Annotated in this window: 11 protein-coding genes and 2 tRNA genes; 1 reads left to right on the plus strand and 12 read right to left on the minus strand. The window is 42.0% G+C overall.

The window, feature by feature from the left end:
• Positions 1–94: 94 nt before the first annotated feature.
• Positions 95–1,381, plus strand: coding sequence for a citrate (Si)-synthase (locus tag Q1A18_RS18330; protein ID WP_299584310.1), 1,287 nt, complete (start codon positions 95–97; stop codon positions 1,379–1,381).
• Between the two features lie 75 nt (positions 1,382–1,456).
• Here the strand turns inward: Q1A18_RS18330 and Q1A18_RS18335 are convergent, their stop codons facing one another.
• The 12 genes from Q1A18_RS18335 to Q1A18_RS18390 all read right to left on the minus strand — a co-directional run bounded on the left by Q1A18_RS18335 (position 1,457) and on the right by Q1A18_RS18390 (position 14,509).
• On the minus strand, positions 1,457–1,777 hold the full coding sequence (locus Q1A18_RS18335; protein ID WP_299584312.1) for a DUF3467 domain-containing protein: 321 nt from the start codon (positions 1,775–1,777) through the stop codon (positions 1,457–1,459).
• 2 nt (positions 1,778–1,779) lie between these two features.
• Positions 1,780–6,057 carry a DNA-directed RNA polymerase subunit beta' gene (gene rpoC, locus Q1A18_RS18340; RefSeq protein ID WP_299584315.1) on the minus strand — a complete coding sequence of 1,426 codons (4,278 nt, stop codon included), beginning with the start codon at positions 6,055–6,057 and terminating at the stop codon, positions 1,780–1,782.
• 53 nt (positions 6,058–6,110) lie between these two features.
• Positions 6,111–9,923 carry a DNA-directed RNA polymerase subunit beta gene (rpoB, locus tag Q1A18_RS18345; protein ID WP_299584318.1) on the minus strand — a complete coding sequence of 1,271 codons (3,813 nt, stop codon included), beginning with the start codon at positions 9,921–9,923 and terminating at the stop codon, positions 6,111–6,113.
• Positions 9,924–10,033: 110 nt separating this feature from the next.
• Complete coding sequence (rplL, locus tag Q1A18_RS18350; protein ID WP_299584321.1) at positions 10,034–10,414, minus strand: 50S ribosomal protein L7/L12; 381 nt, start codon at positions 10,412–10,414, stop codon at positions 10,034–10,036.
• A 37-nt stretch (positions 10,415–10,451) separates the two neighbouring features.
• Positions 10,452–10,970, minus strand: a complete 519-nt coding sequence (gene rplJ, locus Q1A18_RS18355) for a 50S ribosomal protein L10 (RefSeq protein ID WP_299584324.1) — start codon at positions 10,968–10,970, stop codon at positions 10,452–10,454.
• Positions 10,971–10,981: 11 nt separating this feature from the next.
• Positions 10,982–11,680 carry a 50S ribosomal protein L1 gene (gene rplA / locus Q1A18_RS18360; protein ID WP_299584327.1) on the minus strand — a complete coding sequence of 233 codons (699 nt, stop codon included), beginning with the start codon at positions 11,678–11,680 and terminating at the stop codon, positions 10,982–10,984.
• 14 nt (positions 11,681–11,694) lie between these two features.
• On the minus strand, positions 11,695–12,138 hold the full coding sequence (gene rplK, locus Q1A18_RS18365; RefSeq protein WP_299584330.1) for a 50S ribosomal protein L11: 444 nt from the start codon (positions 12,136–12,138) through the stop codon (positions 11,695–11,697).
• A gap of 22 nt (positions 12,139–12,160) precedes the next feature.
• Positions 12,161–12,709, minus strand: coding sequence for a transcription termination/antitermination protein NusG (gene nusG / locus Q1A18_RS18370; protein ID WP_299584333.1), 549 nt, complete (start codon positions 12,707–12,709; stop codon positions 12,161–12,163).
• Between the two features lie 17 nt (positions 12,710–12,726).
• Positions 12,727–12,918: a preprotein translocase subunit SecE gene (gene secE, locus Q1A18_RS18375; RefSeq protein WP_299584336.1), complete on the minus strand. Its 192-nt coding sequence runs from the start codon at positions 12,916–12,918 to the stop codon at positions 12,727–12,729.
• 140 nt (positions 12,919–13,058) lie between these two features.
• Complete coding sequence (gene tuf, locus Q1A18_RS18380; RefSeq protein WP_299584339.1) at positions 13,059–14,246, minus strand: elongation factor Tu; 1,188 nt, start codon at positions 14,244–14,246, stop codon at positions 13,059–13,061.
• A 40-nt stretch (positions 14,247–14,286) separates the two neighbouring features.
• A tRNA-Thr gene (locus Q1A18_RS18385) sits at positions 14,287–14,358 on the minus strand.
• A 78-nt stretch (positions 14,359–14,436) separates the two neighbouring features.
• A tRNA-Gly gene (locus Q1A18_RS18390) sits at positions 14,437–14,509 on the minus strand.
• Between the last annotated feature and the right edge of the window lie 157 nt (positions 14,510–14,666).

The following is a 14,666-nucleotide window of genomic DNA, read 5'->3' on the forward strand; positions in this document are numbered from 1 at the left end:
TCAAGAGCCCTTAATGTTGCTTCCTGCTTAATCGTTTAGCTGACCTTTCCGAGTTAGGAACCTTAAGGGACATTGTCACCTAAATTATTAAGCCATGAAACAATTAGAAGACAAAGTTCAACATAGAATTAATACTTTATGTAAAGAACTCACCCAGATTAGCGAAACTCATCAAGACCATGTTATCGGCCAAGTTACCGTCAGACACCTACTCGGCGGTATGCGCGGACTGAAAGCCATGGTTTGCAACACCTCCTTTGTTGATCCACATCAAGGCCTTTTTATTAGCGGGTACAGTGTTCCCGAATTTGAAGACCGGACACCCGAAGAAATTTTCTTTCTTCTTTGCACCGGTTCGTTTCCAACAAGTTCAGAACTTGCAGAATTAAAAGAAGAACTGCAAAAACGCGCCGAGGTTCCCCCCTATGTATGGAACATGCTCCGGTCACTCCCTAAGGAAACTCATCCGATGACTATGTTTAGCCTGGCTATACTTTGTATGGAGGGTGAATCTGTTTTCAAAAAGAAATACCTCGAAGGCATTCCCAAATCCGACTTTTGGAGATATACCCTGGAAGACGCTCTGAATCTTATCGCCAAACTGCCATCACTTGCTGCCGGCATTTATCGTATTTTATTTATGAGCGGAAATTTGATTGAACCTGATCCGGAACTGGATTTGGCCGGGAATTTTACACGAATGCTTGGAATAAACAATAAAGACAAGTCTTTTGCTGACCTTATCCGCTTATACTTAGTCTTGCATTGCGACCACGAAGGTGGAAATGTCAGTGCATTTACTGCCCGTGTGGTCAATTCCGCACTTTCCAATATCTACTATGCAACATCAGCAGGACTGAATGGACTGGCCGGTCCGCTGCACGGCTTAGCTAACCAGGTTTGTTTACATTTCATCACTCAGATCCATGAGCAGCTGGGATTAGAGGCCAGTAAAGAAAAAATTCGAAAATATCTTTACAATACGCTCGATTCCGGCAATGTCATTCCGGGCTATGGCCATGCCGTTTTGAGAGAAACAGATCCCCGGTTTACCTCATTTATGGGCTTTGGTGAAAAGCATTGCAGTGATTCGCCCTATTTCAAAACTGTAAAGAAACTATTTGAAGTTACTCCTCCCATTTTGAAAGAATACAAAGGAGGAAAAATTGCCAACCCATGGCCCAATGTAGATGCCATTTCCGGCTCACTGCTTTACCACTACGGAATGATTCACTTCGATTTCTATACAGTGATGTTTGGCTTGTCGAGAACCCTCGGCTTTTGCGCGCAAAACATTATTGCCCGCGGATTGAATCAACCGATCATCAGACCCAAAAGTATTACCAACCAAGGGTTGAAAGGATTGACCAAAGGATTATAAAAAATCAGCACGCGAAGAATAAAAAAAGCCGTTTCAAATTAATTTGAAACGGCTTTTAAATATGCTTTGTAAGAATTAAGCTTCAGCTGTGGGACCTCCAAAATTCATAGGCGGTACCATTGGGTTACCTTGTCCACTAACTTTGACTGTGCCATGTTGTTGCTCATACTTTTTGACATTGTCTTCAAGTGCCATCAAAAGACGCTTGGCATGTTCCGGTGTTAAAATAACCCGTGATTTAACATTGGCTTTCGGAATTCCGGGCATTATGCGAACAAAGTCAAGCACAAACTCAGAACTGGAGTGCGTAATAATCGCCAGGTTCGAGTAAGTTCCCTGGGCTACTTCTTCACTCAGTTCAATATTCAACTGATTTTTATTCTTATTTTCTGTCATAATTAATCCTCGTAATTTTGACTTTCAGTCTCTTTCACGTCAACCATACGGTCGTATTCTTCGCGTGAACCAACCACCAGGTTTTTGTATTCTTTCAAACCAGTACCGGCAGGAATCAAGTGACCACAGATGACGTTTTCTTTCAATCCGTCCAAATAGTCAATTTTTCCTTGGATAGCTGCTTCGTTCAATACTTTTGTCGTTTCCTGGAAGGAAGCTGCCGACAACCAGCTACGTGTTTGCAGGGCTGCACGTGTAATCCCTTGCAGAATTTGGCTCGATGTTGCGGGGATCGCATCGCGAGATTCAACCAGTTTTTTGTCTTTACGACGCAATACTGAGTTTTCGTCACGCAAACGACGAGCTGTTACAATCTGACCAGCACGCAACTCCGAGTCACCCGGATCAACAACTACTTTCTTGTTGTAAATCCAGTCATTCTCGTGAGCAAATTCGTTTTTATCAACAATTTGCTTCTCAAGGAATCGAGTATCTCCTGAATCCAGAATTTCCACTTTACGCATCATCTGACGGATAATCACCTCATAGTGCTTATCGTTAATGCGTACACCCTGCATCCGGTAAACGTCCTGCACTTCATTCAAGATATAATCCTGAACAGCAGTTGGTCCCTTAATGGCCAGAATATCAGAAGGAGTAATTGCACCATCCGAAAGTGAAATTCCTGCACGGATGTAGTCATTTTCTTGTACCAGAATCTGCTTAGACAATGGTACCAAGTATCTTTTAACTTCACCGCTTCTGGAGGTTACGATGATTTCGCGGTTACCACGTTTGATTTTACCGAAAGAAACCTCTCCATCAATTTCCGAAACGACTGCCGGGTTCGATGGGTTCCTTGCCTCAAACAGCTCGGTAACCCGTGGAAGACCACCGGTGATATCGCCTGCTTTTCCTGAAGCACGTGGAATTTTCACCAAAACCTGACCAGCAACAATGGTGTCGCCTTCGCTTACAGAAATGTGACCTCCTACCGGCAAGTTGTAAGTACGAATAACTTCGCCTTTCTCATTCAATACCCGTAAGGATGGGTTCTTCGTCTTATCACGGGTTTCAATAACCACTTTCTCTTTGTATCCGGTTTGCTCATCTGACTCTTCACGGAAAGTAACACCGTCAATTAAGTTGTCAAATTCAACTTTACCTTTAAACTCAGAGATAATTACACCGTTATAAGGGTCCCACTCACAGATTTTTTGTCCTTTGGTTACCTCTTGTCCATTTTCGATGTACAATTTAGAACCGTATGGAATGCTGTGTGTTGAAAGTGGAATTCTTGTTTTCTTATCAATGATTTTCAGTTCGGCCAAACGTCCGATAACTACACCCACTTTTTCTCCGGATTCATCGTCTGTTTCAACAACACGCAGTTCTTCAATTTCTGCAATACCGTCGTAACGCGACTCAACCATCGATTGAGAAGATATGTTACCCGCGATACCCCCAACGTGGAAGGTACGCAGTGTCAACTGTGTTCCAGGCTCACCAATCGACTGAGCGGCAATAACACCAACAGCTTCTCCGCGCTGCGACATGTTGCCGGTAGCCAGGTTACGTCCGTAACATTTGCTACATACGCCATTTTTAGCCTCACAAGTCAATACGGAACGAATTTCAACGCTTTCAATTGGAGAGTCTTCAATCTTCTGACCAATTTCATCGGTGATCATCTCACCAGTGCCAACAATCAAATCACCTGTCAGCGGGTGGAATACATCATGAACGGTTGTACGACCAATGATGCGTTCGTACAGAGAAGCCACAACTTCTTCGTTGTTTTTGACAGCTGTAGCCACCAAACCTCTCAATGTACCGCAGTCTTCATCTGAAATAATAACGTCTTGCGAAACATCAACCAAACGACGAGTCAGGTATCCCGCATCGGCCGTTTTCAGAGCGGTATCCGCCAAACCTTTACGCGCACCGTGAGTCGAGATAAAGTACTCCTGAACGGACAATCCTTCTTTAAAGTTGGCCAAAATGGGGTTTTCAATAATCTGAGCACCGGTAGCACCCGATTTTTGAGGTTTAGCCATCAAACCACGCATACCGCACAACTGACGAATCTGTTCTTTCGATCCACGAGCACCAGAGTCAAGCATCATATAAACTGAGTTGAACCCTTGTTTATCGGTACTAATAGTTTTCATCACCGAGCTGGTTAACTTGGCATTGGCATGCGTCCAGATATCAATAACCTGGTTGTAACGTTCGTTGTTGGTAATGAATCCCATGTTGTAGTTGGCCATTACTTCTTCAACTTCCTGATATCCATTTTCTACAATGGTTGTTTTATCTTCAGGAATAATAACGTCACTCAAGTTAAACGACAGACCACCATGGTAGGCTGCCTTATATCCCATATCCTTAATATCATCAAGGAAAGCCACAGTAGCAGCATTTCCAGCTGTTTTGAAGATATTAGAGATAATGGTTCTTAATGATTTCTTTGTAAGCAATTCATTGATGTATCCCGCCTGAGCTGGCACAACCTGGTTAAACATCACACGTCCAACTGTAGTTTCCAGAATATGCTTGAATGGCTCGCCATTTTCATCCACATCCTTCACCTTCACTTTAATGATGGTGTGTTTCTCTACCTGACCTTCGTTGTAAGCAATGATTACTTCTTCAGGCGAGTAGAATGTCATGCCTTGCCCTTTGGCACCTTCGCGGTGTTTAGTCATGTAGTACAACCCTAAAACCATATCCTGAGATGGAACCGTGATAGGAGCGCCGTTAGCAGGGTTCAACAAGTTGTGCGATGCAAGCATCAACAACTGTGCTTCCAAAATAGCGGCATTTCCTAATGGCAAGTGAACCGCCATTTGGTCACCGTCAAAGTCGGCGTTGAAACCAGTACATACCAAGGGGTGCAACTGGATGGCTTTACCTTCGATCAACACGGGCTGGAAAGCCTGAATTGACAAACGGTGCAGCGTGGGTGCCCGGTTCAATAGTACCGGATGGCCTTTCAATACATTTTCCAGAATATCCCAAACAACAGGATCTTTACGATCAACAATCTTCTTGGCCGATTTTACCGTTTTTACAATACCACGCTCAATCAGTTTACGGATGATAAATGGTTTGTAAAGTTCAGCTGCCATGTCTTTGGGAAGACCACACTCATGCAATTTCAGAGTTGGTCCAACAACAATTACCGAACGTGCTGAATAGTCAACACGTTTACCCAACAAGTTTTGACGGAAACGACCTTGCTTACCTTTCAACGAGTCTGAAAGTGATTTCAAGGCACGGTTGTTTTCCGTTTTAACCGCGTTAGACTTCCGCGAGTTATCGAATAAGGAATCAACAGCTTCCTGAAGCATCCGCTTCTCATTACGAAGAATTACTTCGGGTGCTTTGATTTCGATTAGTCGTTTCAAACGGTTATTCCGGATAATCACACGACGATACAAGTCATTCAAGTCAGAAGTGGCAAAACGTCCACCATCCAATGGCACCAACGGACGTAAATCCGGTGGAATTACAGGAACAACTTTTACAATCATCCATTCCGGACGGTTGATATTTTTGCTGGCACGGAAAGCTTCAACAACTTGCAAACGCTTCAGCGCTTCATTCTTCCGTTGCTGAGATGTTTCTGTGCTTGCTTTATGTCTTAATTCGTAGGACAATTCGTCCAATTCGATACGCTCAAGCAATCCGTAAAGTGCCTCCGCTCCCATTTTGGCAACGAACTTATTCGGATCGTCGTCATCCAGGTATTGGTTCTCTTTAGGTAGCGTATCCAAAATATCCAGGTATTCTTCTTCAGTCAGGAAATCCAGTTTTTTGATTCCATCCTGAGCTTTCACCCCTGGGTGAATAACCACATATCTTTCATAGTAGATAATGGTATCCAATTTTTTAGTAGGCAATCCAAGCAAGTAACCAATTTTATTGGGTAGCGATTTGAAGTACCAGATATGGGCCACGGGAACCACCAAAGAGATATGCCCCATGCGCTCGCGACGTACTTTTTTCTCAGTTACTTCTACACCACATCGGTCACATACGATTCCCTTGTAACGAATACGCTTGTATTTACCACAATGACACTCATAGTCTTTCACCGGTCCGAAAATCCGCTCGCAAAACAAGCCGTCTCTTTCAGGCTTATAGGTTCTGTAGTTGATGGTTTCGGGTTTCAATACTTCCCCGTGAGAACGTTCCAGAATCTCTTCCGGAGAAGAAAGACTAATCGCTATTTTGGCAAAATTACTTTTAACTTTATTATCTTTTCTGAATGCCATATATCGATGTATATTTATATCAAGTTAATAAAAGGACTAGTGTGCTATTGGAGTTAATCCAATGTCACACTTAAACCTAGTCCGCGTAATTCGTGTAGCAATACATTCAATGATTCAGGGATGCCTGGTTGCGGCATCGGTTCACCTTTCACAATGGATTCGTATGCTTTTGCACGACCCAGTACATCATCTGACTTGACGGTCAAAATTTCCTGAAGAATATGTGAAGCTCCAAAGGCTTCAAGCGCCCAAACTTCCATCTCTCCAAAACGCTGTCCACCAAACTGTGCTTTACCACCTAATGGCTGCTGCGTAATCAGCGAGTAAGGTCCAATTGAACGGGCATGCATCTTGTCTTCAATCATGTGACCAAGTTTCAGCATGTAGATTACGCCGACAGTAGCTGGCTGGTCAAATGGCTCGCCCGTTTCTCCATCATGAAGAATGGTTTTACCATAAGCCGGAACACCCGCTTTATCGGTATATTCTGTTACTTCTTCAAGGCTTGCTCCGTCGAAAATTGGCGTTGCAAATTTTAATCCCAGCTCTTTACCTGCCCAACCTAAAACAGTTTCGTAAATCTGTCCCAAGTTCATACGCGATGGTACCCCCAGAGGGTTAAGCACGATATCGACTGTAGAACCATCTTCGAGGAATGGCATATCTTCGTCACGCACAATACGGGAAACAATACCCTTGTTACCGTGACGTCCGGCCATCTTATCCCCAATCTGAAGTTTCCGTTTCTTAGCAACATAAACCTTAGCCAGTTGAATAATTCCCGCAGGAAGTTCATCACCGATCGTCACATTGTAACGTTTACGGCGAGCAACAGCTTCATGTTCTTTATGCTTTTGAATATAATTAATGATCAATCTGAAGATCAGATCATTTTTTTCTTTATCAGTGGTCCATTTGGCTGGATTAACTGTTAAGTAATCCACTTCCTGAAGTTGCTTCAAGGTAAACTTAACACCTTTAGGAATAATATCACCACCGTAGTAGTCTTTCACTCCCTGGCTTGTTTTACCGTTAACCAAAGTAAACAGCTTGTCTTCCAATTTAGCCCGTACAGCTCTTGCTGCGCGTTCAAATTCCTCGTCAATCTGATCAAGCAATGGTTTGGTGGCCATTTTACCTTTTTTGTCCTTCACAACGCGAGAGAACAATTTCTTGTCGATGACCACACCTTTTAGTGATGGAGACGCTTTCAATGAGGCATCTTTCACATCGCCGGCTTTATCACCAAAGATGGCACGAAGCAGTTTTTCTTCCGGTGACGGATCTGATTCTCCCTTCGGAGTAATCTTACCAATCATGATATCGCCAGGTTTTACATTCGCACCAATGCGAATCAAACCAGCTTCATCCAGGTTGCGAGTTGCTTCTTCACTAACGTTAGGAATATCTGATGTAAATTCTTCAACCCCACGTTTCGTGTCACGCACTTCCAGAGAGTATTCATCAATATGAATTGAAGTCAGGACATCATCCCGAACCACTCGCTCTGAAATTACAATCGCATCCTCGTAGTTATAACCTTTCCAAGGCATGAAGGCTACTTTCAGGTTGCGTCCCAAAGCCAGCTCTCCGCCTTCAGTAGCATACCCTTCTGTCAACACATCACCTTTAATCACACGTTGACCTTTAACCACTATTGGTTTAAGATCCATTACAGTACCTTGGTTGGTCTTTTGATATTTGGGTAATTTATAAGAAACAACTTCTGGTTCGAAGCTAACAAATTTCTCATCGTCAGTCATGTCATACCGAACGATGATTTCAGTAGCATCGACATATTCAATAACACCATCGCCTTTGGCAGAAACTTGTACGCGAGAGTCACGGGCAGCACTTCCTTCCAATCCTGTTCCCACAATAGGAGCTTGAGGTCTGAGCAGAGGTACAGCCTGACGCATCATGTTCGATCCCATCAAGGCACGGTTGGCATCATCATGCTCCAGGAAGGTAATCAACGAAGCAGCAACAGAAGCAATCTGGTTAGGACCAACATCCATCAGTTGAACTTCATCTTTTTCTACGATTGGGTAGTCACCTTCCAAACGTGATTTTACCCGTTGGTTAATGAAATTACCTTCTTCGTCAATCGGAGCGTTCGCCTGGGCAATCACCTTTCCTTCTTCTTCTTCCGCTGTCAGGTAAACAACGCCTTCTTCTGAAAGGTCAACTTTACCATTTTCAACTTTCCGATAAGGAGTTGAGATAAAACCAAGGTCAGTTACTTTGGCAAAAACACATAATGAAGAAATCAAACCAATGTTTGGTCCCTCCGGTGTTTCAATCGGACAAAGGCGTCCGTAGTGCGTAAAGTGAACGTCACGAACCTCGAATCCAGCTCTTTCACGAGAAAGACCACCTGGTCCCAAAGCAGACATACGACGTTTGTGTGTCATCTCTGCCAGTGGGTTCGTTTGATCCATGAACTGAGACAAGGCATTAGTTCCAAAGAATGAATTAATAACCGATGACAAGGTTTTTGAATTGATCAAATCAATTGGTGTAAAAACCTCATTGTCCCGAACGTTCATTCGCTCACGAATGGTACGTGCCATACGTGCTAAACCAACACCAAATTGATTAAACATCTGTTCTCCTACAGTCCGAACACGACGGTTGCTCAAGTGGTCAATATCATCAACGTCTGTTTTGGCGTTGACCAGCTTGATCAAATATTTAATAATCTCAATGATATCTTCCTTGGTTAGAACCTGTGTATCCATGTCGATATTCAGGCCTAACTTTTTGTTGATACGGTAACGTCCTACCTCACCTAAGTCGTAACGTTTTTCAGAGAAAAACAATTTATCAATTACATCGCGGGCAGTAGCCTCATCGGGCGGTTCTGCATTCCGTAATTGACGGTAAATGTGCAATACAGCTTCTTTTTCCGAGTTACATGGATCCTTTTGAAGCGTATTATATATAATGGCAAAATCTTGTAAATTCTGATCTTCTTTATGCAACAAAATGGTTTTGGTGCCTGAATCCAGAATTTCTTCAATATGGTCATTTTCAATAACCGTTTCACGGTCAATGACAACTTCATTTCTTTCAATAGAAACTACTTCTCCGGTATCTTCATCCACAAAGTCTTCAACCCACGTTTTCAGAACACGGGCAGCCAATTTTCTTCCAACAACTTTCTTTAAACCGGATTTGGATACTTTAATTTCATCAGCCAATCCAAAGATTTCAAGAATATCTTTGTCGCTTTCGTATCCGATGGCCCGTAACAGCGTAGTTACAGGTAATTTTTTCTTACGGTCGATATAAGCAAACATGACCGAGTTAATGTCAGTTGCAAATTCGATCCATGACCCTTTGAATGGGATAATACGTGCCGAATAAAGTTTCGTACCGTTTGCGTGTAAACTTTGTCCGAAGAAAACCCCAGGAGAGCGGTGTAACTGTGAAACGACAACGCGTTCAGCTCCATTGATAACGAAAGTACCTCTTTCAGTCATATAGGGAACGGTCCCCAAATATACATCCTGAATAACGGTATCAAAATCTTCGTGCTCCGGGTCTGTACAGTACAACTTTAATTTTGCCTTAAGCGGAACGCTAAAGGTCAAGCCTCGTTCGATACATTCCTCGATAGAATACCTCGGCGGGTCAACCTGGTAATCAAGAAATTCTAGAACGAAGTTATTTCGAGTATCCGTGATGGGGAAATTCTCCTCGAAGACTTTGTATAGGCCTTCGCTTTTTCTATTTTCAGGAGTAGTTACCAACTGAAAAAAGTCGACGAACGATTTCACTTGAACTTCGAGGAAATCAGGATAATCAAATTTAGTTTTGGTGGACGAGAAGTTAATTCTCTGATTTTCAGTGTTTAACGACATGTATCAACAAAATTAAGTGAACTTAATACATAAATATACAAAAAGGCTTAGAACCCCACGACAGTGAGGTTCTAAACCATTATCCGACCTTATGAAAGGCCCTAAGTCTCTTATTTAAGTTCAACTTCAGCTCCAGCTTCTTCCAACTGACTTTTTAATGCTTCTGCTTCGTCTTTTGAAACTTTTTCTTTGATTGCTTTAGGTGCTCCGTCAACAACTTCTTTTGCTTCTTTAAGACCTAAGCCAGTCAATTCTTTTACTAACTTAACAACTGCTAATTTTGAACTTCCAGCTGCTTTCAAGATTACGTCGAATTCTGTTTGCTCAGCGGCACCACCTTCTTCGCCACCAGCGGCAGCAGGTCCAGCAACAGCTACAGCAGCAGCTGCAGGCTCGATTCCATATTCTTCTTTTAAAATGTCAGCTAATTCATTGACGTCTTTTACAGTCAAGTTTACTAACTCTTCTGCAAGTGCTTTTAAATCTGCCATTTCCTCTAATTTTTATGCTATAAAATTGTAACTAAATTTATTCTTTTTCTGAAAGTGTCTGAAGGATACCGTGGATTTTGTTTCCACCTGATTGCAATTGACCAATAACAGTTTTCATTGGTGATTGTAACAGGCCGATCAAATCGCCCAGTAATTCGTCCTTAGACTTGATTGTGGCTAATGCTTCTAATTGGTTCTCGCCAACATAGACTGACTCTTCAACATAAGCTGCTTTTAAGACAGGTTTTTTATGTTTTTTCGAGAAATCTTTAATCAACTTGGCGGGGATGTTTCCAACCTCGCAGAACATGATAGAAGTATTACCCTTGAGAGATTCGTAAAGTTCGTCAGTATTCTTTTCAGAATTTTCCAAAGCTTTACGTAATAGTGTATTCTTAACTACAACCAGTTTTACATCTTTGGTAAAACATAGGCGCCTTAAACTACTTGAGTCTTCTGCATTAAGGTCAGCGATATCTGCCAGGTAAAAATGATTGTAAGAGTTGATCTGTTCAGTCAGATTATCAATAATCTCTAATTTTTCTGATCTTTTCATCTTTACAGTTTTTACTTGTCAGTAACTGACTTTGGTTCAACTTGAATTCCAGGACTCATAGTGCTTGACAGGTAAATGCTTTTCACATAAGTACCTTTGGCAGCTGAAGGTTTCAATTTAAGAATGGTGCTAATGAATTCACTGGCGTTATCCACAATCTTATCAGCAGAAAAGGATACTTTTCCGATCGAAGCATGAATAATTCCGAATTTATCAACTTTAAAGTCAATCTTACCTTGTTTAACCTCTCCAACTGCTTTACCGATTTCCATAGTCACGGTACCGCTTTTTGGATTAGGCATCAAGCCGCGGGGTCCTAAAACCCGACCTAACGGGCCAACCTTTCCCATCACTGGCGGCATGGTAATTACCACGTCAAAATCAGTCCATCCACCTTTGATTTTCTCGATGTAGTCATCAAGACCAACAAAGTCAGCGCCAGCTTCTTTTGCTTCCGCTTCTTTATCGGGAGTTACCAAAGCTAATACACGAACTTCTTTACCAGTTCCATGGGGTAAGGATACAACGCCTCTAACCATCTGATTGGCTTTTCGAGGATCTACTCCAAGGCGAACATCCATATCAATAGAAGCATCAAACTTAGTAAAAGTAATTTCCTTTACTAAAGCGGCCGCCTCACTAAGTGAATAGGATTTATCTTTTTCGAGTTTCTCCTGAGCAAGCTTTTTATTTTTTGTAATTCTGCCCATTTTTAAAATTTTAATTAGTTATTAGCTGGGAATTTTCCGGTTACGTTAATTCCCATACTTCTGGCAGTACCAGCAACCATTTTCATAGCAGATTCCACGGTGAAACAGTTCAAATCAGACATTTTCGATTCTGCAATCGTTTTAACCTGATCCCAGCTTACTTTTCCCACTTTTTTCACGTGTGGTTCAGCTGATCCTGATTTCACTTTAGCGGCTTCAAGCAATTGAATGGCTACTGGGGGTTGTTTAATTACAAAATCAAACGATTTATCTGCATAAACAGTAATAATAACCGGGAGCACTTTACCAGCTAGCTCCTGTGTCCGGCCGTTAAACTGCTTGCAGAACTGCATAATATTAACCCCTTTGGCACCTAATGCTGGTCCTACCGGAGGTGAAGGGTTAGCTGCACCCCCCTTAATTTGTAACTTAATTAATCCAGCAACTTCTTTAGCCATAATAAAATCAATAAAAATTTAACTACTCCTTTTCAACTTGCATAAAGCTAAGTTCCAAGGGTGTTTTACGTCCAAAAATTTTGACCATCACTTTCAACTTCTTCTTCTCTTCATTGATTTCTTCAATGATTCCGTTAAATCCGTTAAAAGGACCGTCCGTAACTTTCACAGTTTCTCCAACCACATAAGGAATGTTAATTTCCTCGTCATTTTCAGCCATTTCATCAACCCTACCTAAGATACGGTTCACTTCAGACTGACGCATTGGTACAGGATCTCCTCCTTTGGTGTCACCTAAGAATCCGATCACATTGGTTATGTTTTTCAACATGTGTGGAATCTCACCTACCAGAGCAGCCTCTATCAAAAGATAACCGGGAAAGAAGTTACGCTCTTTGCTTACTTTTTTCCCGTTACGGATTTGATAAACCTTTTCAGTTGGGATTAAGACCTGTGAAACATACTCCTGAAGTCCAGCATTTGCAATTTCGCTTTCGATATATTCTTTGACCTTCTTCTCTTTACCTCCAACAGTACGAAGAACATACCATTTTTTTACAATTTCGCTCATGTCGATCTCCAATCGTATTAGTAAAATAAACTGTACACAAAGTTCATAATGTTCTCAAAAGAGATGTCCATTACGAATACAATAAGTGCTATTATAAAGGAAGCAACCATCACGATAAATGCACTATTCTGCAACTCTTTCCAAGTTGGCCAAGAAACTTTATGAACAAGTTCATTGTAAGCTTCTTCGAAATAGAGTTTAAGTTTCATTCTTTTTCTTTATTAGTTGGTCGGATGGCAGGATTCGAACCTACTTCTATAACGCATAAAAACTCCCTACCGAGTTTCATCCGTAAAGAGTCCCGAACCACACGGGTTCGGGACATTCTTTATTTATTTTGTGTCTTGTATTACTCAAGAATTTCAGTAACCTGACCTGCACCTACAGTACGTCCACCTTCGCGGATAGCGAAACGAAGTCCTGTGTTCAAAGCAACAGGGTAAATCAAGTTAACAGAGATAGTAACGTTATCACCTGGCATTACCATTTCACGTCCTTCTTCCAAAGTAATCTCACCTGTTACGTCAAGCGTACGCAAGTAGAATTGAGGACGGTATTTGTTGTGGAATGGTGTGTGACGACCACCTTCTTCTTTTTTCAATACGTAAACCTCAGCTTTGAATTTAGTGTGAGGAGTGATTGAACCTGGCTTAGCCAAGATTTGTCCACGCTTGATTTCTTTTTTGTCAACACCACGAAGCAACAAACCAACGTTGTCACCAGCTTGACCATCATCCAAAATCTTACGGAACATTTCAACACCAGTACATACAGTCTTACGACCTTCAGCACCCAAACCAATCAACTGAAGTTCATCACCAGTGTGAACAACACCAGTTTCGATACGACCAGTAGCTACAGTACCACGACCAGTGATCGAGAATACGTCCTCTACAGGCATCAAGAAAGGTTTGTCAATATCACGTGGAGGAAGTGGAATCCAAGTATCACAAGCTTCCATCAATTCCATGATTTTTTCTTCCCACTCTGGCTCACCGTTCAATGCACCAAGAGCAGAACCTTGAATTACAGGAGCGTTGTCACCGTCAAATTCGTAGAAGTCTAACAATTCGCGGATTTCCATTTCAACAAGCTCTAACAATTCTGGGTCTTCCACCATGTCAACTTTGTTCATGAAAACAACCAATTTAGGTACGTTTACCTGACGAGCCAACAAGATGTGTTCGCGTGTTTGAGGCATAGGACCATCAGTAGCAGCTACTACAATGATAGCACCGTCCATCTGAGCAGCACCAGTTACCATGTTTTTAACATAGTCGGCGTGACCAGGACAGTCAACGTGTGCGTAGTGACGCGTAGCAGTCTGATATTCTACGTGAGATGTATTAATTGTAATCCCGCGTTCTTTTTCCTCAGGTGCACTGTCGATTGAATCAAATGATTTTACTTCAGAAAAACCTTTTTTTGCTAATACTGTTGTAATAGCAGCTGTCAGGGTTGTTTTTCCATGGTCAACGTGGCCAATAGTACCAATGTTCACATGGTCTTTATCCCTATTAAAATGTTCTTTAGCCATAACTCGTAATTATTAATTATCTTTCTATTTATTTATCTTGAGCCAGGGATGAGATTTGAACTCACGACCTCATCCTTACCAAGGATGCGCTCTACCCCTGAGCTACCCCGGCCTTTCGACTTCTAATTTTTAGTTGTTGACTGAAATTCTCAATCTTTCTCCTTCAATTATCCATCTCGATTTTGTATTGAGCGGGAGACGGGATTCAAACCCGCGACCCTTAGCTTGGAAGGCTAATGCTCTATCAGCTGAGCTACTCCCGCAATACCCGGCAAATTTCCTATTCTTCGAATTCAATTCCAAATATAGAGAAGTGTTTTTTCAAAGAAAATTCAAAATCCGATGTGGGGAGAGCAGGATTCGAACCTACGAAGTCATAAGACAGCAGATTTACAGTCTGCCCCAGTTGGCCACTTTGGT

The sequence above is a fragment of the uncultured Sunxiuqinia sp. genome (assembly GCF_947495665.1).
GTDB classification, from domain to species: Bacteria; Bacteroidota; Bacteroidia; order Bacteroidales; family Prolixibacteraceae; genus Sunxiuqinia; species Sunxiuqinia rutila.

Coding starts and splice junctions, on each gene's coding strand:
- Q1A18_RS18330 (WP_299584310.1), top strand. CDS start 95: ATGAAACAATTAGAAGACAAAGTTCAACATAGAATTAATACTTTATGT.
- Q1A18_RS18335 (WP_299584312.1), bottom strand. CDS start 1,777: ATGACAGAAAATAAGAATAAAAATCAGTTGAATATTGAACTGAGTGAA.
- rpoC (WP_299584315.1), bottom strand. CDS start 6,057: ATGGCATTCAGAAAAGATAATAAAGTTAAAAGTAATTTTGCCAAAATA.
- rpoB (WP_299584318.1), bottom strand. CDS start 9,923: ATGTCGTTAAACACTGAAAATCAGAGAATTAACTTCTCGTCCACCAAA.
- rplL (WP_299584321.1), bottom strand. CDS start 10,414: ATGGCAGATTTAAAAGCACTTGCAGAAGAGTTAGTAAACTTGACTGTA.
- rplJ (WP_299584324.1), bottom strand. CDS start 10,970: ATGAAAAGATCAGAAAAATTAGAGATTATTGATAATCTGACTGAACAG.
- rplA (WP_299584327.1), bottom strand. CDS start 11,680: ATGGGCAGAATTACAAAAAATAAAAAGCTTGCTCAGGAGAAACTCGAA.
- rplK (WP_299584330.1), bottom strand. CDS start 12,138: ATGGCTAAAGAAGTTGCTGGATTAATTAAGTTACAAATTAAGGGGGGT.
- nusG (WP_299584333.1), bottom strand. CDS start 12,709: ATGAGCGAAATTGTAAAAAAATGGTATGTTCTTCGTACTGTTGGAGGT.
- secE (WP_299584336.1), bottom strand. CDS start 12,918: ATGAAACTTAAACTCTATTTCGAAGAAGCTTACAATGAACTTGTTCAT.
- tuf (WP_299584339.1), bottom strand. CDS start 14,246: ATGGCTAAAGAACATTTTAATAGGGATAAAGACCATGTGAACATTGGT.